Source organism: Paenibacillus oryzisoli, from assembly GCF_001653565.1.
Lineage (GTDB): Bacteria > Bacillota > Bacilli > Paenibacillales > NBRC-103111 > Paenibacillus_E > Paenibacillus_E oryzisoli.
In genome coordinates this window covers 1-22,679 of the sequence record NZ_LYPB01000089.1, presented here as the reverse complement: position 1 = coordinate 22,679, position 22,679 = coordinate 1, and the positions used below count along the sequence as shown (strand labels likewise).

Below are 22,679 nucleotides of genomic sequence, written 5' to 3'. Positions count from 1 at the left end.
GGATCCCTCGATTGCTAGAATGGTTAATATAGCTCACTATCCTTGCCATTATAGCATTCATTGGGTACGTTTGTTAACTTCTAAAGGCATGGAAACGGATTGGATTGTCGGATATTGGCTTTAGGCGTAGTTATTCCCCTGCCCTAGATTCCTACCTATCGTTTCTGTTACACTAAAGAGAAGAGTTTGAGGATCACCGAGGTTGATATTGAAAGGATTTGCTGCCATGCGTACGATACGCAGAGAAGATGTAGAATTATTGGCCCCTGCGGGGGATTGGGATTGTTTGCGAGCGGCGGTTGCCAATGGGGCGGATGCTGTGTTTTTTGGTGTGGAGAAATTTAATGCGAGAGCGAGAGCGCATAACTTTACGATGGCAGAATTGCCGGATATTATGTCGTTCCTTCATCTATATGGTGTTCAAGGTTTCTTGACGTTTAACATTCTCGTATTCGAGGAAGAGTTGAATGATGCGAAGCAGCTGATTGATGCGTGTGTTGATGCAGGTGTAGATGCGGTGATCGTGCAGGATTTGGGCTTGGTCAAAATGATTCGTGAAATCTCACCCGATTTCCCGATTCACGGTTCAACGCAGATGACGATTACATCGCCAGAAGCGGTTGAGTTTACGAAGCCGTTCGATATCGAGCGTGTCGTTCTGGGTCGTGAGAATAACTTGAAACAAATTAAACAAATCGGCGATCAAGCGAAGCTTCCGATGGAAGTCTTCGTGCATGGTGCGCTTTGTGTATCCTATTCGGGACAATGCTTAACTTCCGAAATGTGGGGAGGCCGTTCGGCGAACCGCGGAGAATGCGCACAGGCATGCCGTTTGCCGTACGATCTCATGGTCGACGGTGAGCATAAACCGATGGGTGACGTGACTTATCTGTTGTCGCCAAAGGATTTGGCGGCGATTGAAATCGTGCCTGAGCTGATTGAAGCGGGTGTTCGTTCTTTTAAAATTGAAGGGCGTCTCAAGACCCCTGAATATGTGGCCAATGTCGTGAGCAAATATCGTCGCGCGATCGATCGTTATTTCGACGGGCAGGATGCTCGACCGTCTAAGGAAGAAGTGCGTGAGCTTCAGCAGAGCTTCTCACGCGGATTTACCGTTGGGTTCCTGCAAGGGACGAACAACAAGCAGTTGGTTGACGGCACGTTTCCGAAAAGTCGTGGGGTGTTCGTAGGCCGCATCAAGCAGATTCTGCGAGATGCCGTGATCTGTGAGCTGGAAGCGCCGCTGAAGCGCGGTGATGGTTTGGTATTCGACGCCGGGGATCCGACGAAGAAGGAAGAAGGCGGGCGCATCTACGATTTGCGCCGCAAGGGAGAGAAACTCGAAGGCGAAGCCGAGGGTGGCTTGATCGAAATCGTCATGGGCCGCAACGATGTTGAACTTGGCCGTCTGCACGTGGGCGATCGCATCTGGAAGACGAATGATCCTGCGCTCGACAAACGTCTGCGCCAGACGTTCGAGACCGATAAGCCTTACCGGACATTCCCGGTAAGCGTGAAAGTAACCGGCGTCCTTGGCGAGACGCTCAAGAGCTGGTGGACGGACATACGCGGCGGTCATACCGTCTTCGTACAATCCGAGCTTCCGCTAGTTCAAGCGGAGAAAAGACCGATGGATGAACAGCTCTTCACGGAGCAGTTCGGTCGCCTTGGCGGCACGATTTATGAGCTTGCCGAGCTGGATGTCCAGCTCGACGGTGCGTTGATCGTGCCGATGCGTGAGCTGAACAGCATGCGCCGCATGGCTGTGGAGCTGATGGAAGACGAGCGGCAGAAGCCACGCGCGTACATCAAGCGGGAAGTCGGCGTGTACGACGACGTGCCGGCTGCTGTAACGGAGCATCACGCGGCTGTTACCGCGGCCAATGCACCTGTCCTATCGCCCGCGGATCGCAGCGCAGTCGAGTTGACGGCACTATGCCGTAACCTGGATCAGGTTAAGGCCGTACTAACGACAACGGACGTCGGATTGATCTACGCTGATTTTGAATTTATTAAGCAGTTCCCTGCCGCTGTCGAAGCCGTTCATGCCGCTGGGCGCAAAATCGCCCTCGTTACGCCACGGATTCATATGCCAGGGGAAACGGGCTATTTTAACAATATACTCAAACTGAAGCCAGATGCGGTTCTGATTCGGAATACAGGCGCAGCCTATTATTTCTTGAAGCACCGCTTTGAGAATCCGGATGCCCCACAACCGCAGCTGATCGGTGATTTCTCATTGAATATCGCCAACCATAAGGCAGCAGATTTGTTCTTGGCTGCTGGGCTTTCCAAGGTTACGCCTTCGTATGACTTGAACATTCAGCAGATGGTTGACTTGCTTCGCCGTTCGGAAACCTCCAAGCTCGAAGTCGTCATTCATCAACATATGCCAATGTTCCACACCGAACACTGCGTATACTGTACCTTCCTGAGTGAAGGCACGGATTTCACGAACTGTGGACGTCCATGCGAAGAGAAGCGCGTATCCTTGCAGGACCGTGTTGGGATGTCTCATCCTGTTCGCGTAGATGAAGGTTGCCGGAATACCGTTTACAACGCGATAGATCAGTCCGGTGCGGAGTATTTGAACCACTTCATGGATCTGGGCATCCGCTCGTTCCGTGTTGAGTTCTTGGAAGAGACACCGGAGAAAGTAACGGAAATTCTTGATTTGTATCGCCAAGCGATCGATGGCCAAATTAGTGGCACACAAGTGTGGCGTTCTCTGAAGGCGACGAACCAGCTGGGCGTAACCAAAGGTACTTTGGTGAAATAGGCAACTATAGTTATAGCATGATTTGTAGACCGTCTCTCGACAATGATGTCGTGGGGCGGTTTTTCTTGTTGAATTTGTCCACACTTTATTGAAATGAACGCATAGTTTGTGAACCGTAGCGGCTGTATAATTAGCAACATCACTAATGTAAACGCTTACTTAATCATAAGAATCAGAGAGGAATGATGATTGATGTATCGGAGTAAATCGCGGCGATGGATTGCTGCATGTTTGTCGTTGTTAATGGTTTTTTCTGTGCTTGGCGTATTTCCTGTCAAGGCGCGTGCGGATTCACCGTCTGTGCTCCTTAACAGCGGATTCGAGCAAGTAGGTTCGAATGGAAAGCCTGCCAGCTGGACGGATTGGAACGTGACGGGGATCTCGTCGTCTACGACGACGGTACACAGCGGCGTTTACAGTGTACAGGTATTCGATCCAGACAGTACGACGACATCTGTTGACTTGCGCAGCGTGAGGATTCCGGTGACGGTCGGCAAGGAATACGAGGCCTCTATCTATTCTTATAATAATCCGGGTAAAACAGGTGGTACATATCTCTATCTCGAGTTTTTTAATGCGAGCAACGTTTCGCTCGTGGCGCCTAGAGACACGAATTCAACCGTGAGCCAGTGGAAGTCTCTCTATGTTTCTCAAGTTGCGCCTGCTACTGCTGCGTATGCCGTATTGAGGCTTTATTCCGGTAAAGCAGATGTAGGCACTTCCTATTTTGATGATGCTGCGTTTGGTGAGGTCATCCCCCCTAAAAACAGCGGATTTGAGCAAATCACGAATGGAAGACCTGTTGGCTGGGGGGATTGGAGCGGGGCATGGACGACGATAGCACCGTCTACGACTACGGTTCACAGCGGTGTCTACAGCGTGCAGTTAACGGATCCTGATACTACAATATCCGTTGATCTGCGCAGTCAGGTCATACCGATTACGGGTGGAAAAGAATACGAGGCCTCTATTTATTCCTATAATACCCCAGGCATGCAAGGGAGCTCGCATCTTTATTTGGATTTTCTGAATGCCGCGGGCGCATCAATTACGAGTGTCACACCCCGAGACACGAATTCAACCACAGGTCAGTGGAAACAGCTCTTTGTTTCACAAGTTGCCCCTGCTGATGCGGTCTCTGTAAGATTGAGACTTTATTCAGGGAAAGGGGACATGGGGACTTCCTATTTCGATGATGTTACCTTCAAGGAAGTGATTTCCAATCCGAATATACTGCTGAAGAATGGCGACATGGAGATGTTGGCGAACAGCATGCCCAGGTTTTGGACGTCTCTGTATGGCGGGGATATTGCCGCTTCACAAGTAAGGAAACACTCGGGTGATAACAGTCTGCGAATCACGGATGCGGATGCCAGCAACGGTTTTGGTGTGCGAAGCCAACTCATTCCTGTTACGCCGGGGGTCAACTATCAAGCGGAGGCTTTTGCTTATAACGAGTCCGGCAGTCCTACGGTTTTTCTGGAATTTTGGAATGATGCCAGTACGAATACCGCAAACAATATATCGAATGTGCTTGCGACAGGCAGTACCTTGAATGCTTGGAAACCGATCCGTGCTTCCGGTGTCGCGCCTGCGGGGGCAAAGTATGCCTCAGTCAGGCTATGGTCAGGTGCTGCCAACGTGGGTACGACTTATTTTGACGATGTTAGCTTCAGCGAGACGCCTCCGGATGCAAGCGCCAACTTAAATAACGGTGCCTTTGAAAAGCTGGACAACACAAGACCGAGTCAATGGCGCGCGGTTGACGGCGCTGTGGAAATAGCGAATGCACCCGTGTACGAAGGGACACACAGCGTGAAAGTCACGAATACCGCTGGCCAAAAGTCTGCGCTGCGCAGCCATCTTATTTCCGTATCACCGGAGATGACGTATACCTCGGGTGTGAGCGCCTTTGCAAGCGGGGGGACGGCCAAGCTGGAGCTTGAATTTTGGGATGCAGATAAGGTATTCCTGTCATCGCAATCTCAGACCGGGGTCTCGGGTAACGTATGGGAGCCGATCACGCTAACGAGTGCAACCCCGGGTCAGGCCGCTTATGTCAGCTTGCGATTAGGCACGTCTGAGACAACGGGCGGGACAGTTTATTTCGACAGTGCCACATTCATAAGATCTGGCACAGTCACCAATAGCAAGACTAGGACGACGCTGTACAGCACTGAGAAAGTTACGGCCGCGCGCCAAAATGTGGCCCAATTGCAATGGGCGAAAAGTATGAAGGACGCCGCCGTTTCCAAAGCGGATACGTATTTGGCCAAAGGATTGGATTTTCTGTGGGATGCGATTCCAGGGCAGACGCTTCCGAGAAGCTATGCCGTGAATCAGGCGTTAGGCAGCCCTGTGACGGGCAAAGCCGTTGAGCAGTTCGGCAATTATCCGTATCAAGCGAATCCGCTGAACGAGCCATGGAAAATCATAGACCCTTCCAGCGGATACAAATTTCCTACGAACGATTTCGGCGCTTTTTACAACAGCGGCTTGGATGAGCATGGCATGTTTCGACCGGAACTCGCAGATCGAAGTCTGCTTGTTAACACGCTCTATCCCGAGAAAGGGCCGACTTGGGGCGTAGATGATGGACTTGGCTGGGTAGATGATCAAGGGAATCGCTACACTTTCATTGCGTACTATGTCCACTGGTTTGTGTGGTATCGCGAGAATTCGTTGATTACGCAGGCGTTGGTTGCCTTCCGCGACGCGTACTTATATACCGGCGATGTCAAATATGCCCGAGCAGGTACGATCATGCTTGATCGTGTGGCGGATATGTATCCGGAGATGGATGTAAGCAAGTATGACCGGGCGGCCTTCATCAATTCATGGGGCAAGTCGGTCGGTCAAGGCAAAGTCGTAGGAGGCATTTGGGAAACGGAGAATATCAAAACCTATTTAAGCGCGTACGATGCCTTCTTCCCAGCGATGGATGACCCGGCGACAATTCAATTTTTGCAGCAGAAAGCGGTTGATAAGCGGAACACCAATGCGAAAAATAGCGGGTCCGCGATCCGTCGCAACATTGAGGATGGCATTGTGAAACAAGTGTTTCCGGCCGTGAAAAAGACGCAGATTTTAGGCAATGACGGTATGCACCAAAGCGCTTTGGCCATGGCTGCCGTGGTCTATGATACGCTACCGGATACGAAGGAGTGGCTGGACTTTATTTTCCAAACCGGCGAAGTCTTGTTTAATCCAACTCGGTTGACAGGTGGGAATATTCTCAACTCCTTAGTTGCCAATGTGGATAGGGATGGGAACGGGAATGAAAGTTCACCCGGATATAACTTGCTGTGGCTTCAAACACACCGGATGACGGCTGATATTTTGGAAGGCTACGACCTGTATCCTGGTGCCGATTTGTATCAAAATGTGAAGTTTCAAAAAATGTTCTCGGCAATGAATCCTCTTTTACTGAGCGAGAAATATACAGCTAACATCGGGGATACCGGGCGCACGGGCAATCCGTTTCTCGTCTATCGCATGTCGGATCTCGTCAAAGCTTTCGATAAATACGGCGACCCGATTTATGCCCAGCTGATCTATTTCATGAACAATAATACGACGGATGGCATTCATACGGACGTATTTGCGGCCAATCCGAACGCGATCGCTGATCGTATACAAGCTGCCATTGGTCAATACGGTCTCCTGGATTTAAAAAGTATAAATGAAAGCGGTTATGGCTTTACGGCTTTGCGGGATGGGGAAAGCCCTGACGTTACTTATGGAACGCGGCTTGGTTTTGGCGGCATGACGGTGTCGGCACAGAGCAAACCGCTGAAGTTTGTCGAAGAGTCGGGTTCTGTTCTAATGGAAGCGACGCAAAACGGGGAAATGGCAACATTTGAGTTCGATGTTCCCCAAACCGACGACTATGATCTCGATATATTGGCGATTAAGGCATCAGCGTCCGGCATATACCGCGTTTCGATTGATGGGCAATTTGTCAAAGACCTGGATTTCTATGGGGAAGATTCAAGTTCATACATGACGTTGACGCGGCTGAATTTGACACAGGGCACGCATCAGATCGCATTTGTAGGCAACGGGAAGAACACGTCATCCAGCGGCTATACCATGGGTATTCGCGTATTGAGCTTGCTGAATGAGGATGCACGAGTCTTGCGTGATGCACAGACGGTTGCGAGGAACACGCTGAGAGACGTATGGATGTTCTATGGGCGCGACTCGACCCACGGCCACCGAGATACGCTGAACATCGGCATGCATGCCTTCGGCCTTGATTTGTCGCCGGATTTGGGGTATCCCGAATACGCGGATAATGTCGACATGCACCGGGCGCAGTGGGTGGTTAACACGATCAGCCATAATACGGTAAACGTCGACGCGCGCAAACAGAATGAGAATGTAGCGGCTGCGGATCCGAAACATTTTGACAGTACGGACTTGGTGAAGCTGATTGATGTGGAATCCTCGGATGTGTATCCGCAGACAAGTTTGTACAAACGGACGACGGCCATGATTAAGGCTGATGAGGAGAACTCCTATACCGTCGATCTGTTCCGAGTAAAGGGAGGAAATGATCACTATTTCAGCTTCCATGGCGCAGATGGAACCGTGTCAACGGAAGGCTTGAATTTCACTGCACAGCCGACAGGAACCTACGCGGGAACTAATGTGGCTTATGCTCAGCGTTATGATGATATCGACGGGCCTCTTTATATGGGCAGTGGTTTTCAATATTTGAAAAATGTGGAGCGCGATGCCTCGCCATCGGAACAATTCAGTATCGACTGGAACGTGAAAGATACATGGAATGTGTATGGCCAAGGCAGCGGGGCTGCAACAAATGTTCACCTGCGTTTAACGATGTTGGGTAATGTGGACGATGTCGCGATGGCTGATGGCGTACCGCCGACGAATAAGGTGGGGAATCCGGCAACATTAAGGTACATGATTGCACACCGCAACGGCACGAATTTGGATAGTCTATTTACTTCGATTATTGAGCCGTATAGAGGAGAGCGCTTTATTACCTCCATTACGCCATTGGTTGTGAAAGATGGTAGTCAGGTTGCGCCAGACAGCGAGGTTCGGGCTGTTCGTGTGACTTTGCAGAACGGCAGAACGGATTATATCATCAGTTCTCTGGATGAAACCAAGGCTTACTCGGTTGAATTGCCGGATGCCGACTATACATTGGCGTTTAAAGGCTTCTTGGGCGTGTATTCGGTGCAAGATGACGGGAAAGTCAACACCTATCTGCATGACGGTTCGTATCTCCGCAAGGGTGATGAAGACGGGCAGGAACAAGTGGGAGCGATTATTGGAACGGTCACTAGCTTTACGCAAACGTTATCGCAGCATAATGAGATTATTGTAGAAATTGCAGGGCTTGCTGACTTGCCTGCTGATTTGGTTGGGAAGAGTGTCATCATCCAGAATGATGGCGTCGGCAATGCCGCATACACGATTCAAGGTGTAACCATGGTGGACGACACTCACTTGAAGCTCGATATCGGGGATATTACACTGGTTCGATCTTATAAGGATCCCAATGACTTTAGCAAAGGATTTATGTATAACATTGCGGCTGGCGCTTCATTCCGGATTCCACTTACGTACACGTCGAGCCAAAATGCCTCTGTTGACCCGCCAGTAGATGGCGGGTCAGGGGGCAACCCTGGTAATACTCCCGACGATACATCGGGAGGTACCCCTGGGGGTGTGTCTGGTGGTATATCGAGTGGTGGACAAGCGTCAGCTGGACAGTCATTTCAAATTCACCCAAGTGGCACTCAAATTACGAATATAATAGCGGGATTTGAGAAGACGGCAGACGGACGCACCATAGCTAGTCGTGTTATTGAAGAGGCAGCCTTCTTGAAGGCGGCGGAAGCCTTGCAGGATGGGAAACAAACGATCGTAGTCGAAGTGCAAGATGTAGAGGCTGGCGCGAAAATCCATTTGCCGGCGTCGGCCGTGAGCGCAGCGCAAAGTAAGGCTCCAAATGCATGGTTGCGTCTGCAGCAGGATATCCTGACAATAAATCTGCCACTCGCATCCGTTGACGTAAACGAATTATCCAAGAAATTAGGGGCAAAAGCCGAAGACATCCAACTGACCTTGTCGGTTAGTCCGGTTGCCAGCACAACAGCCAGTGTCCTCCAAGAATACGCAGAGCAGGCTGGCGTGAAGCCTGTCGCTGGCCTGATCGAAATTACACTGAACGCGGAAGCGGGTGGCCGTCAAACAAGTGTAGGTGATTTTAACGGTGCTTACGCGACAGGCACATTCAACGTGACGGGTGCCACCGATACGAAGAAATTGACGGCAGTTTCTGTTGACCCGCTGACAGGGCAGCTGCGCTTTCTTCCGGCGATCATCACGGTCACGGGAAATACGGCACAGGTGACGGTTAAAATGAAAACAACCGGGATCATTACTATCGTTGAATCAAATAAATCCTTCGAAGACCTGAACAACCACTGGGCGAAGTCAGCCGTGGAGCTATTGGCTTCAAAGCTCGTTATTCAAGGAACGACAACGAATGAGTTTGCACCGCAAGCTCAAATTTCCCGCGCCCAATTCGCGGTGTTGCTTGCTCGTGCACTCAGTTTGCCTCAGGGGGAAGCGGGCACCTATTCCGATATTCAATCGAGTGACTGGTTTGCGGGTGAGGTCGCTGCAGCGACACAGGCAGGAATCATTGATGGTTTTGACAATGGTACCTTTCAACCAGATGCGAATATTACGCGCGAGCAAGCGGCGGTGATGATCACGCGAGTGCTGAAATTACTGGACAAAAAACCGACCGAAACCAGCAAAGGACTGTCGGCATTTACGGACAGTGGACAAATAAGCAGTTATGCGAAGAATGCGGTTGCTGATGCCGTCAATGCAGGTATCATTAATGGGGTAACCGATCGTGCCTTTGTGCCGGGGGAGAATGCCACTCGTGCGGAAGCGGCCGTTATGCTCATTCGACTGCTGCAGTATGTTGCGTTTATAAATAACTGATGAGGAGAAGGTGCCTGCGGGCACCTTTTTCAATTTCAACAGAATGCAATCAAGTTCACAATTTAGACACATTATTTTAATCTATTTTTCAGATTTGCTTAAGGTTGGTTTATTGTTCCACCCGTATAGTGATGATGGATAATATGTACATAAGAAATGGGGGATCTTGGATGCTAGAGGTCAAACAAGTCAGCAAGCTGTACGGAAATGATCGCGGCGTGCATAACATCGACTTCTCGATGCAGCGCGGTGAGATCGTCGGCTTCTTAGGGCCGAATGGTGCTGGCAAAACAACGACGATGCGCATGATTACAGGTTACCTGAATCCAACGCATGGTGGAATCTGGGTGGACGGCCACTCGATGGCCGACAATCCGAAGAAAGCGCGCCGCAAGATCGGCTACTTGCCGGAAACACCGCCCCTGTACCCCGAGATGACGGTACAGTCATACCTGCGCTTCATCGCCAACCTGCGCGATGTGCCTGCGCGCGAGCAAAAGCTGCGTGTCGGCGAAGCCATCGACAAGCTTGGACTGCAAGGTCGCGAGAAGCAAATTATTCGCTCCCTCTCCAAGGGCTACAAGCAGCGCCTCGGACTCGCGCAAGCGATCCTGCACCAACCGGATCTGCTGATTCTGGACGAGCCCACGTCGGGCCTCGATCCCAAGCAGATCATCGAGATCCGCCAGCTCATTCATGAGCTGGGCGAGAACCACACCGTGCTGCTGAGCACGCACATCTTGCCAGAAATTAACGCGATTTGCAACCGCGTTCTTATCATCAACCAAGGCCGCGTCGTCCTCGACGAGCGCCCGGAGCATCTCGGCCGCACGATGGGCGAGACGTTCGAGGTATCGCTCGAGGTCAAGGGACCTCGCGAGCGGATCTTAACCGAACTGCGCAGCCTCCCGTCCGTCGGCCAAGTCAAAGAAGTCGACGCGCCGGAAGCGGGCAAAGCGGCACCGCCAGCACTTGCCATTGAATCTTTGGAATTTCCAGAATCTGCGAAGTCTACGGACGTTACTGACGAAGCCGCCGATGCTCCTGCAGTTGTCCTTTCATCCGCTGCAGCCGCACCGTTCGAGTCCGTCAAGCTCCTCGTCACCGCGGCAGATCGCGCAGAAGACATTCGTGAAGCGGTATTCTTCCGCCTCGCTAGCGCAGGCTTGCCGATTCTAGCGATGAAGCGGGAAAGTCTCAGCCTAGAGGATATCTTCCTCAAACTGACGACCGACGAGCCGGCTGACACGAGCAGCATAGACCAAGAGGAGGGTGACACCGATGCGTAGAATCTGGGCCATTTGCTCCAAAGAGCTGCAAATGTATTTCTTTTCGCCAGTTGCATATGTGGCATTTGCCTTCTATGTGCTGTTGTCGAGCTTTTTCTTCTATATTAATTTCGTGGCTGGACAGCCGCCGATTGTGGATGCGCGCTCCATCGTGGGCAACACCACCTTCATCTATCTGTTCATTATCCCACTATTAACGATGCGTCTGGTTGCAGATGAGTTCCGCCAAGGTACGGATGAACTGCTTCTAACTTCACCTACGGGAATTAGCGAAATCGTGCTGGGCAAATATTTGTCCGCATTGATTGTGCAAGTCGGCTTAGTGGCAATCTCCTTAGTATATCCGCTTATCATGTCATCCTTCGGTACATTGGATATGCCGGTTACGTGGTTATCGTACCTCAGCATGTTCCTATTAGGCTGCGCCATGATGGCGATTGGCTTGTTTGCATCCAGCTTGTCGAATAATCAGATGGTTGCGGGGATTACGGGTTTTGTTATTCTGCTCTTGTTATGGCTGCTTGATTGGGTCAGCTCCACAATGACGGGTAAATTGAAGGATTACGTAGGTCAATTCTCATTGACCGGTCACTTGAGCAACCTCCAAAAAGGCGTATTCCATGGCGGCGATATCCTCTTTTACATTACATTAACAGCCCTGTTCCTGGTCCTTTGTATACAAGTCCTTGAAAGAAAGCGTTGGAGGTGAGCGGAATGAATAAATGGATACGGGGAACGAATGCGACTGTTTTATCCATCGCGGTTATCGGCATTTTCATTATTCTGACAATCTTCCTACACTCGCTTAAGGGCTTTCAGGTCGATTTGACAAAGAATAAAAATTTCACGCTCTCCGAGCAAACAACCGCTGCACTCAAAAATCTCAATCAAGATATCCACGTCATTGCCTTCACGAATAGTGGGGATGGCAACGATTTTGTGACGCGTCAAGTCACGGATATGGTGCAGGAGTACAAGAAGCAAAGCAGTAAAATCACATACGATGAGTACGATATGCTGAAGCAGCCTTCGATGGCGAAGCAGTATGGGGTAGATCAAGGTGGAACGATTATTTTTGAAATGGGCACCAAAAAGCAAAACATCAACTTCTACGAACTGTTCGTCGGACAACAGGACGGGTCCTATACGTTCTCAGGTGAAGAGAAGTTTACACAAGCGATTCAAAGCCTGACATCTACGGAGAAACATACGGTTTACCTGCTGTCGGGTCATCAAGAATATCCGGCATCCGCCATGAGTATTTTCAAAAGCAGCCTGGCGGCGGCTAACTACGACGTGAAGGATCTCAACCTCTACGTGGAGGGTAAAATCCCGGATGATGCGCAAATGCTCATGCTGCTTGGTCCGCAGAACGATCTGAATGACAAAGAAGCAGAGCTCATTCAGACCTATTTGAAGGGCAAAGGCAAAATTTATATCGCGCTGGGCTTCAATAAGGACATGGCGACGAAGTGGAAAAATATCGATGCCATCATGAAGACCTTTGGCGTTCAAGATCAGCACGCGATTGCCATTGAAACGAAGCAAACGTCTTTGTATGACCCTTTAACAATTATTCCAGAGTATGGTTCACATGACATTACGAATAAATTGTCCAGCAATAATTTGATTACCATGCTTTCCCTTGCGGTTAGCTTAAATGCCGATGAAAGTGCGCCGGACTACACCAAATCCCTGTTGTTGACCACAACGGATAAGGCTTATGGAGAAACGGACATCAACTTGCTAGCGCAGTCCAAGACAAAGCAGGATACAACAGATGTCAAAGGTCCGTTGAACTTGGGTTATGCGATCGCTGACAAAGATAACAAACCGAAGGCTGTTGTTCTCGGTGGCTCCACGTTCATCTTAGATCAAGATATCCAGAATCAAGGGAATAAGGATTTTGCTTTGAACAGCATTAGCTGGCTGCAAGAACAGAAAGACCAAATTACGATCCGCCCACGCCAAGGGGATGCGTTCCAACAGGCGATGATTACGCCTAGCCAAGCGAATACCATTTTCCTCGTTACGATCGTATTCATGCCACTCTTGTTCCTCGTTATTGGCGGCCTAATCTGGTGGAGGAGGAGAAGAGGATGAAACGGTTTATTCCTACCATTCTGTTAGTTGTCATTTGCATCGGTGGTTTCTGGTACGCCTCAAGCAAGGACTTCTTCCAAGAGAAGAAAGATGAACCTAAGTCCCTTCTAACCCTGAAACAAGAAGAAGTGAAGACGGTCTCAGTGAAAACGGAGGAGGGGCAGATTGAATTAAGCCGCACGGCCAATGGTTGGGATATGCAAAAGCCAGCGGCTGCGCCGGTTAATTCGAATGGCGTTGACTCTTGGTTAGATATGTTAGGCCTAGTGACGTCGACTAAGCTTGTGGAAGATCAAGCAACGAATCTAGCCGAATATGGTCTGGATAAACCGGTTGGCACCTATGAAGTTAACCTGAAGGATGGCTCTAAACAGGGATTGCTTGTAGGGACTGCCCTGCCGATCGAAGGCTTCTCTTACGTTCAAGTGGAAGGCTCATCTGCTGTGTATCAAGTCAGTGATCAATCGCTCTCCTCGCTGAACAAAACGCCAGTCGACTTTGCTAATACAAGCCCGATTCAAATGGAGACCGACAAGGTGCAAAGTGTCAAGTTGACATGGAAGGGCCAGTCGTGGACGCTTGCAAAGACAGATAAAGACAAAGTCGCTGCGGATGCAGCTTGGAAGCTCGGGGATAAAGAGATGAAGGGCACGGAGGCAAGTCCGCTCCTCGATCAGCTAATCTTCCTGCATGCGGGCGAATTACCGCAAGCGGCAGCTGCGAAACCTACAACAGGTGGAGAGCTCAAAATGGAGATAGCCATGACCGTAGACGGGAAAGACGTTACCGATGTCTATGAAGGTAAATTGAGCGGCGAACAAGTGTGGTTAGCTAAGCAGGGTGGGCAGTGGGCCTACGCGCTAGCTCTCGAAGATATTCAAAAGCTAGCAGATGCGTATGCAGGTAAAACAGCGCAGCCAGCTTCCTAAACAAAACTGCTTCCTACAGTGATTCTGCTGTGGTGAAGCAGTTTTTTTTGTTAAAACGACATAAAACGGCATTTTTTGGGAAAAATAGAGAAGAGGAAAGGAGGTCACATGCACATGTACAACACGCAAGAGAACCAAGCCATTTCAGGTAAAGAGCTTTCGTATCTGTCCGATACATTCAAGAATGAAGAATTGTTAGCGAAGCTTTGTGTACAAGGCGCGGTGAACAGCCAAAATCAGTCTTTGAAACAAACCCTGTCTCACCTATCTCAAGAACGCTTGCAAAATATGAGTATCCTAATCAATGCTCTGCAACAGCAATCCGGCATGACCCACTAATTCGAACCTACAAGGAGGTGCAAGACGCATGTATCAGCAAAATTCGCAACAACCGCACCAAGGGCAGCAAGTTGATTTAGAAGATCTCGACTTTGCCAACTTCGTCCTGTCTGAATTGAAGCGCAGTGCGCGTGAGTATACAACAGCTGCATTGGAAGCGGCTAATCCTAGCATTCGGCAAACCTTTGAAACATTACTGCAAAAAACATTGGATGATCAAGCGCTTGTTTTTCAAGAAATTCAAAGCCTTGGCGGTTATCAAATTCAGCAGGCAGATCAGCAGATGATCGAGCAAGAGATTCAGAAGCAGAGTCAGACAGCCTTACAAGTACAATCCATCGTTGGGCAGCATGTTGGCAGAACTACTTCAGCAAGCATCACTCAACAATCTCAACAATCTCAACAGCATCAATCGTACCAAACACAGTCCCAGCAGCAGTCCGAGCAACAGTACCAACAAAGACAAACGTACAGTCAGCAACAAGGACAACCCAATACAGGTCAGAACCAAGTTGCGGCAATGCACCAAGCACCAATTGCAGCCCCTACACCTTCGTTCCAACCCGTGAACTATGCCAACCAGTATCCGAATGCAGTGTACAACAATCAACAAGGTCGAGGCCAAGGATATACACCAAGTCAGTCGCAGCAACAGTCCTCTTCTTATAACCAAACTTCAACAAGGAGCTACCAAGATCCCAATCCGGGCCAGGAGCAGTCGAACTACGGTCGTGGATCCCAGGGATATGCAGCTTCTTCTAGCCATGCCAATGAGCATACGGGTATAACGGGGGCAGGCAGAGCTGCGCAAGCACGCATTGTTTCCCGCACACAGCAAGGTATGCCATCGTCCAGTTCCGAAGGGAACTCTTACATGAATAGATCACAAGAAGGTAATAAATATAACTTCTAAACAAGCGTGATCACGATTAGAGCATTCCCAAGCAACCCATATGCAGACATCCTGGCCTTCTTTGGCAGGGTGTCTTTTTGTGTTCTTCCCGCAATTTGTCCCACTATTTTTCTAATTCAGGAATGTGTACGGCTTGGCTTACATATATAAGAACATAGGATGTCCAAACTTAGGGAAAAGGGAGCTTAAGCTGATGAAAAAAACGTGGGTATATGGTGCGGCTACTTTAGTGGTATTGGGAGCATTAACAGCGTGCGGTTCCAAAGATGAGGTCATCCCGTCCGTAGCAACAGGGGCGAAGGATGCAGGCACTTCAACAACAGTTCAAGTCAAGACTGAAACAGGAACAGGGACAGGAGCGAAAACATCAACGACAACGACAAATGCGAAGCCTGCCATTGATGCCAACTATAAGGTCGATGGGAAGAATGTCACGATTACGTACCAAACGTCTAATTTCAAATTATCCGAAGACGATATGGATAAAGCGAACGTACTGGGAGTGGGACATCTCCACCTGTATGTGGATGGGAAACAGAAAGCAATGATTGGTAAAACGGGCCCGTTAACCCTCACGAATTTAACAACAGGGACACATGAAATTAAACTCGAGTTGCAGCAAAATGATCATAAAGATCTCAATGTGGAGAAAATTCTCAATATTATTGTAAAATAACGAACATTTGTGCGTATTAAGGCGCAAATGTAGCTTCCATGAAGCCCGGATACGTTCAGTTGCATATTCCTCTCAAAGACGGGCGATTAGCCCGTCTTTTGTCATTTGACACACCAGAATACGTAGCATAGACTGTTCTTAGTATGGCAGAATTGCCGCCTAATCGGAGGGAAACAATTGATCGTCGATATACGCAAGTGGAAACATGTTTTTAAGCTCGACCCCGACAGAGATATCTCAGACGAGGCGCTGGATCGGCTCTGTTTATCGGGCACAGATGCCATTCTTGTAGGTGGATCCTCCGGTGTGACGTTCGATAACACGGTAGATCTTCTATCGCGAATTCGCCAATATGAGGTGCCGGTCGTCTTAGAAATATCGAATCAGGAAGCGATTGTGCCTGGTTTTGATCTATTTCTGATACCAGTTGTGCTGAATGCAGATGATCCGAAATGGATCGTAGGGCAGCATCATGAGGCGCTGAAGGAATATGGCGCATTACTGAATTGGGATGAGATTCTAGCCGAAGGCTACATTATATTGAATAAAGAAGCGACGGCAGCTCAGCTGACCTCAGCGCGAACCAACTTGGATGCGAAGGACGTAGCGGCATATGCGCGTATGGCGGACAAGCTCTTTCATATGTCGATTGTGTATGTGGAATACAGCGGTACCTTTGGGGATATGGAGCTTGTGCGTCGGACGCGGCAGGTGCTTGAGAATGCTCGTTTATTGTATGGCGGCGGGATTGATTCATTAGAGAAAGCGCAGCAAGCAGCCGAAGCGGCAGATACCATCGTAGTCGGCAACATTATATATAGTGACTTGGAGCAGGCGCTTCAGACCGTGAATGTGAACTTTGATAGAAATGGAAGGTAACTCTAACGTGAATGAAACTGTCAATATTTTAGAAGCAATCAAGAAGTTGAACCCCCAGCAGCGCAAAGCTGTAGAAGCCGTAGATGGCCCTCTCTTAATTATGGCTGGAGCGGGAAGTGGCAAGACGCGGGTGCTCACGCATCGGATCGCTTACCTGATTGGCACGCGCAAGGCGGCACCGTGGAACATTCTAGCGTTAACTTTTACGAACAAAGCAGCTCGTGAAATGCAAGATCGTGTAGGCAAGCTAGTTGGCGGAAGCGGCGCAGACATATGGGTATCCACTTTTCACTCCATGTGTGTGCGCATGCTGCGCAAAGATATCAATCGGATCGGCTTTTCCTCGAACTTTACAATCCTAGATTCAGGCGACCAGCTGTCTGTCATCAAATCCTGCTGCAAAGAGCTCAACATCGATACGAAGAAACATGAGCCCAAGGCATTCCAAGCAGCCATTTCCACAGCCAAAAATGAACTTATCTCTCCTAAACAATTTGAAGACAAAATCGGTGATTACTTCGATGGACTGACTTCGAAAATTTATACCCTGTACCAGAAGAAACTTAGAGCCAACAACTCCTTGGATTTCGACGATTTGATTATGGCGACGATTCATTTGTTTAGGGAAGTTCCAGAAGTGCTGGAATTTTATCAGAACAAATTTCAATATATTCATGTGGATGAGTATCAGGATACGAACAGAGCGCAGTATATGTTGTGTAAGATGATCGCGTCCAAGCATAAACGCATTTGTGTCGTAGGGGATAGTGATCAGTCTATCTACCGTTGGCGCGGAGCGGATATTAGCAATATCCTCAATTTCGAAGAAGATTACCCTGATGCAACGGCAATTCTGTTAGAGCAGAATTATCGTTCGACTTCGAATATTTTGCAGGCAGCGAATAAAGTCATCGGTAACAACTCGGGTCGTAAACCGAAGAATCTTTGGACAGATAAAGAAGGTGGCGTGCCTATTAAGCTGTATCAAGCGGATTCCGAGTATGATGAAGGTTATTTCGTCACGAATGAAATCAATAAGAATAGGTCTGGTGGCAAGCGATTTGGCGACCATGCGATCCTATACCGTACGAATGCACAGTCACGGGTGATTGAGGAAATTCTCATTAAATCAGACATTGCCTATACTATTGTCGGCGGGGTCAAGTTCTATGATCGTAAAGAGATTAAGGATATTTTGGCCTATCTGAGACTGATCTCCAATCCTAACGATGATATATCCTTGAACCGTATCGTAAATGTACCGAAGCGGGGCGTTGGAGGTACGACGCTAGATAAAGTTGCAGAAATGGCCGGGCGCAGAGGGATTTCCCTATTCGCAATGTTGGAGGAAGTCGACTCACTAGAAATCAATACGAAGGCGAAGCATGCCCTAGCTGATTTCCGTGAAATGGTTGATAACCTCAATCGCATGGTCGACTACCTTTCCGTAACAGAGCTGACCGAGAAGATTCTTGAAATGTCTCAGTACCGATTGGAAATGGAGCGCGAGAACACGATTGAATCCAAGGCTCGTCTCGAAAATATAGAAGAGTTTCTGTCCGTGACCATGGACTTCGAGAAGCGCAATGAGGATAAATCCCTCATTTCCTTCCTTACCGATCTGGCATTAATCGCGGATATCGATACGTTGGATAAGGACAAACCTGCAGAAGAGCAGGACGCTGTTGTCCTCATGACGATGCACAGTGCCAAAGGATTGGAGTTCCCGGTTGTCTTCATCATCGGGATGGAAGAAGGCGTCTTCCCTCACAGCCGTGCGTTCGCCGACAACGAAGAACTCGAAGAGGAGCGCCGTCTTGCCTATGTGGGCATCACGCGCGCCGAGCAAGAGCTATTCCTCACGTGCGCGCGCATGCGCACGCTCTTCGGCCGCTCCGCCGCGAACGCGCCGTCGCGATTCCTGCAGGAGATTCCGAAGGAACTCCTGGAAACCGTCTCCGCTGGCGGCAGCAGCGGGGGCTTCTCCCGAGGCGGCCGTTCCGGCGGCACCTCGTCCTGGGGCAGCGGCGGGAGCGCCGCTGCATCGTCGAGCCGCGGTGGCAGCGCCACCGGCTCGACTGCCTGGGGCACACCGTCCGCCTTCGGTGGGCGGACAGCAACGCCGTCCTCCTTCAGCGGACGGCCAAGCCCTGCGGCTGCGTCAAGCCCAGCAGCCGCGCCGAAACCGGCTGCGTTCCGTGCTCCGCAGCCTGCCGCAGGCAGCGGTGCGACGGACTACAAAGCCAGCGACCGCGTGTCGCATGGCAAGTGGGGCGTCGGCACCGTCGTGTCCGTGAGGGGCGCGGGTGATGACACCGAGCTGCAAATTGCTTTCCCGGCACCCGTTGGCTTGAAGCGCCTGCTCGCCAAATTCGCTCCGATCACGAAAGTGTAGGAGCCTCTGCTTTGTTAAGCCTTGCTTTGTCCCATAACCATTCCCATTGAGAGAGGAAGAGTCCGCATGACCGATAAACTCGCGGTAATGAAAACCCTCATCCAAGAAATCAACAAGCATAATCATAATTACTATACGCTGGATCAGCCTACGATCTCTGACGCGGAGTGGGATGCACTATATGATAAATTGTCCATACTGGAGCAGGAAACAGGGGTAACTCTGCCGGCTTCGCCTACCCATCGCGTAGGTGGAGATATTCTCAAAGGCTTTGAACCCCATCGTCATCTAGCACGTCTCTGGAGTCTCGACAAAGCACAGAACGCCGGTGATTTGGCAACCTGGCATGCGCGTGTACTCAAGCTGATTGCTGATTACAATAGCAAGAACCCAGATACACCTTTGCCAGATCCGACTTACGTGGTAGAGCTTAAGTTTGATGGCCTTACACTGAATCTTACCTATGAACAAGGTCATCTGGTCCAAGCGTCCACGCGGGGGAACGGTACCGTTGGCGAGGGCATTTTGGCTCAAGTCAAAACGATCAAATCGATCCCCCTAGAGATCCCTTACGATCAAGGGACAATAGAAGTGCAAGGCGAGGGTGTCATGTTCCTGTCTGTCTTAGAAACGTACAATCAGACGGCAGCAGAGCCGCTCAAAAACGCACGAAACGCCGCAGCAGGAGCCCTGCGTAATCAGAACCCCAAACTGACCGCAGAGCGCAAGCTGAACGCTTTCTTCTATAATGTGGGGTATAGCAGTGACCTCCAATTTGACAATCATGCCGATATGGTACAGTTTCTGCGCGACAACCTGTTTAAAGTGAACAACCGTACGCGGTACTTCTCCACAATGGAAGAAGTAAGTGCAGAGCTTGAACGCATTGCAGAAGAGCGATCCAGCTTCGATTTCCTCATTGACGGAAGCGTTGTGAAGCTGACGGACATGCGCACACGAGAAGTGTTCGGCTACACGGACAAGTTCCCGCGCTGGGCGATTGCTTACAAGTTCGAAGCTGAAGAAGCGATGACAACGCTGCAAAGTGTTTCCTGGGAAGTCGGCCGCACTGGCAAAATCACACCACTAGCCCGCGTAGAAGCTGTCGATCTCGCTGGCGTAACGGTGCAGAATTGTACGCTTAACAACGTTGGCGACATTGAGCGCAAGAACCTCAAACACGCGCTCGGCAGCCTCGTCTACATTCGCCGTTCGAATGACGTCATTCCAGAGATTCTCGGCAAAGTCACCGAGGAGAATGACGGCCAGGAAATCGTGGCGCCGACGCATTGCCCGTCCTGCGGCAGTGAGCTCGAGATGCGTGGAGCGCATCTCTTCTGTCTCAACCGACTCGGCTGTTCTCCGCAACTCGTCGGCCGGATGGCGCATTTTGCTTCGCGCGATGCGATGGACATTGAGTTTTTCAGCGAGATGACCGCTTCACAGCTGCATCAAGAACTGGGTGTCCGCGATCCTGCGGATCTGTACACCTTGCAATTCGACGATCTCGTCAAGCTCGATCGCTTTGGCGAGAAGAAGGCGCGCAACCTGCTTGGCGCCCTCGATAAGAGCAAGTCCCGCGACCTCGCGTCTTTTCTGTATGCTTTAGGCATACCCAACTCGGGCAAGACCACCACGAAAGTGCTGGCTGATCACTATCGCAGCCTTTCGCGCATCATGGAAGCGACGACAGAGGAGCTTATTACCCTTCCCGACGTGGGCGGTATCGTAGCGGAGAGCATTCACTCGTTCTTCCGTGACCCTGTGATGGTATCCAGCATTGAGCGGATGCTAGCCGCAGGCGTGAACCCCGTCGCAGAAGAAGCGCCAGTCATCGTAGCTAGCGAAGATAATCCGTTCTTCGGCAAAACGATCGTCCTTACAGGAACGCTTTCCTCTATGGGTCGTGACGAGTGCGCGAAGAAGCTCGAAGCCATGGGTGCCAAAATCACTGGCAGTGTCTCCAAAAAGACGGACATCGTGATCGCAGGCGAGAGCGCAGGCAGCAAGTTGACCAAAGCGCAGGAGCTAGGCATTCGAATCATTGAAGATGAGCAGGAGCTTTTGCAACTGCTAGGTGAAGCTTAATCTATAGAAGAGAGGTGGCAGCGCCATGCCGACAAATAACCTACATATCGTCAATGGAGACTCATTTGGCAATAAGCTGAGCGAATCTGGTATCGAAGGTGAGATTTTGGTGTGGCGCGAGTCGCTCTATGAGGGGCCTATTGGCACGGGGATGACAGATAGTACCCTTTTATCCCAAAGAGCTTTGTATATGAATAACCGTTACGGTATACCCTTAGATACTTTCGCGTCGCAGACTATACAGCAGGAATCGAGGCTAGATACGCTCACGAATGAAGTGGACGAGGTTGTCCTATGGTTTGAACATGATTTATATGACCAATTGATGCTGTGTTATCTGCTTGCGAGAATCGATGGATTGCCTCGTCGTTCCTTCCAACTTTCGTTGATATGTATAGATGCGTTCCCTGGGGTAGACCCTTTCTATGGCTTGGGCCAGTTAACCGTGGACCAGACTCTAACTCTACATGGTACATGGTTGCCTGTTGCGACAGCGCAGCTAGACCTTGCCCGCCAAGTGTGGACAGCCTATTCGGCTTCTGAGCCTCATCTTATGGCAGCTTTATTAGAACAAGATCTATCGCCTCTCCCTTTTCTTCAAAAGGCCCTAGAGGTCCATGCAGCTCGCTTTCCTTCTATGCAAAATGGCTTGTCAGCCATTCAGCAGCTGACGCTGGAGCTGTTAGGGGATGAAGAAGTGTCTCCTTCATCTTTATTTCAAAACCTTTCAGAGCAAGCCAGCCACTATGGCTTAGGTGATTTGCAATTCTTTGGCCTTTTGAATGGGCTTTGGCATTGCGAGCAGCCCCTCATCCAAGTGTTTGGTGGTGATAAGCTGCCGAGTTACAATGAAGCATGGCCGCCACAATTTGAAAATTACAGAGTAAAGATAACAGAATTGGGTAAACTTATTCTTACGTGTAAGCAAGATCATATCTTTCTGAACGGAATCGACGAATGGATTGGTGGCGTACATTTGCTTGGTAGGAAGAACGTTTGGCGTCAAAATGCAGTAAGAACAGGCTTTGCTAAGCTGTAAGATAATGTATTATAAAAGATGCTTGCATTTGGTTTTGAAACCTGATAATATATGTTCTTGTCACCGCAAGAGCGATGCATTAACGCTTTAAACGGTAACGCAATAAAGCTCTTTGAAAACTGAACAAATGAATGAAGCATATCAGCAAATTCAGTCACGCAAGTGACTACAATTGAGATTGCAAAATCTCGCTAGCTTCAAATGAGCAAGTCATCTTTCTACTATGGAGAGTTTGATCCTGGCTCAGGACGAAC

Annotated in this window: 13 protein-coding genes; all 13 read left to right on the top strand. The window is 49.8% G+C overall.

All coding sequences use genetic code 11. From position 1 onward, the window contains the following. Nucleotides 1–226 precede the first annotated feature (226 nt). The 13 genes from A8708_RS28465 to A8708_RS28405 all read left to right on the top strand — a co-directional run bounded on the left by A8708_RS28465 (nucleotide 227) and on the right by A8708_RS28405 (nucleotide 22,425). Nucleotides 227–2,779: a DUF3656 domain-containing U32 family peptidase gene (locus A8708_RS28465; RefSeq protein WP_068669670.1), complete on the top strand. Its 2,553-nt coding sequence runs from the start codon at nucleotides 227–229 to the stop codon at nucleotides 2,777–2,779. 192 nt (nucleotides 2,780–2,971) lie between these two features. Further along, nucleotides 2,972–9,775, top strand: coding sequence for an S-layer homology domain-containing protein (locus A8708_RS28460; protein ID WP_068669374.1), 6,804 nt, complete (start codon nucleotides 2,972–2,974; stop codon nucleotides 9,773–9,775). Between the two features lie 170 nt (nucleotides 9,776–9,945). Continuing rightward, nucleotides 9,946–11,064, top strand: coding sequence for an ABC transporter ATP-binding protein (locus A8708_RS28455; protein ID WP_068669373.1), 1,119 nt, complete (start codon nucleotides 9,946–9,948; stop codon nucleotides 11,062–11,064). After that, nucleotides 11,057–11,773 carry an ABC transporter permease gene (locus A8708_RS28450; RefSeq protein WP_068669372.1) on the top strand — a complete coding sequence of 239 codons (717 nt, stop codon included), beginning with the start codon at nucleotides 11,057–11,059 and terminating at the stop codon, nucleotides 11,771–11,773. Before A8708_RS28455 ends, A8708_RS28450 begins: the two co-directional genes overlap by 8 nt. A 5-nt stretch (nucleotides 11,774–11,778) precedes the next feature. After that, nucleotides 11,779–13,167 carry a GldG family protein gene (locus tag A8708_RS28445; RefSeq protein WP_068669371.1) on the top strand — a complete coding sequence of 463 codons (1,389 nt, stop codon included), beginning with the start codon at nucleotides 11,779–11,781 and terminating at the stop codon, nucleotides 13,165–13,167. Then, a complete protein-coding gene (locus A8708_RS28440; protein ID WP_068669369.1) occupies nucleotides 13,164–14,096 on the top strand; it encodes a DUF4340 domain-containing protein in 933 nt (310 codons plus the stop codon). Before A8708_RS28445 ends, A8708_RS28440 begins: the two co-directional genes overlap by 4 nt. A gap of 114 nt (nucleotides 14,097–14,210) precedes the next feature. Continuing rightward, nucleotides 14,211–14,435 carry a hypothetical protein gene (locus A8708_RS28435; protein WP_068669367.1) on the top strand — a complete coding sequence of 75 codons (225 nt, stop codon included), beginning with the start codon at nucleotides 14,211–14,213 and terminating at the stop codon, nucleotides 14,433–14,435. A gap of 28 nt (nucleotides 14,436–14,463) precedes the next feature. Beyond that, a complete protein-coding gene (locus A8708_RS28430; RefSeq protein WP_068669366.1) occupies nucleotides 14,464–15,348 on the top strand; it encodes a spore coat protein in 885 nt (294 codons plus the stop codon). Between the two features lie 193 nt (nucleotides 15,349–15,541). Then, on the top strand, nucleotides 15,542–16,024 hold the full coding sequence (locus tag A8708_RS28425; RefSeq protein WP_068669365.1) for a DUF6130 family protein: 483 nt from the start codon (nucleotides 15,542–15,544) through the stop codon (nucleotides 16,022–16,024). 177 nt (nucleotides 16,025–16,201) lie between these two features. After that, nucleotides 16,202–16,903, top strand: a complete 702-nt coding sequence (gene pcrB, locus A8708_RS28420) for a heptaprenylglyceryl phosphate synthase (protein ID WP_068669364.1) — start codon at nucleotides 16,202–16,204, stop codon at nucleotides 16,901–16,903. Further along, on the top strand, nucleotides 16,893–19,298 hold the full coding sequence (gene pcrA, locus A8708_RS28415; RefSeq protein ID WP_068669363.1) for a DNA helicase PcrA: 2,406 nt from the start codon (nucleotides 16,893–16,895) through the stop codon (nucleotides 19,296–19,298). Before pcrB ends, pcrA begins: the two co-directional genes overlap by 11 nt. A gap of 66 nt (nucleotides 19,299–19,364) precedes the next feature. Next, the gene (ligA, locus tag A8708_RS28410; RefSeq protein ID WP_068669361.1) at nucleotides 19,365–21,386 is read left to right on the top strand and encodes an NAD-dependent DNA ligase LigA; all 2,022 of its coding nucleotides are present in this window, start codon (nucleotides 19,365–19,367) and stop codon (nucleotides 21,384–21,386) included. A 25-nt stretch (nucleotides 21,387–21,411) separates the two neighbouring features. After that, a complete protein-coding gene (locus A8708_RS28405) occupies nucleotides 21,412–22,425 on the top strand; it encodes a DUF1835 domain-containing protein (protein WP_068669359.1) in 1,014 nt (337 codons plus the stop codon). Nucleotides 22,426–22,679: the final 254 nt, after the last annotated feature.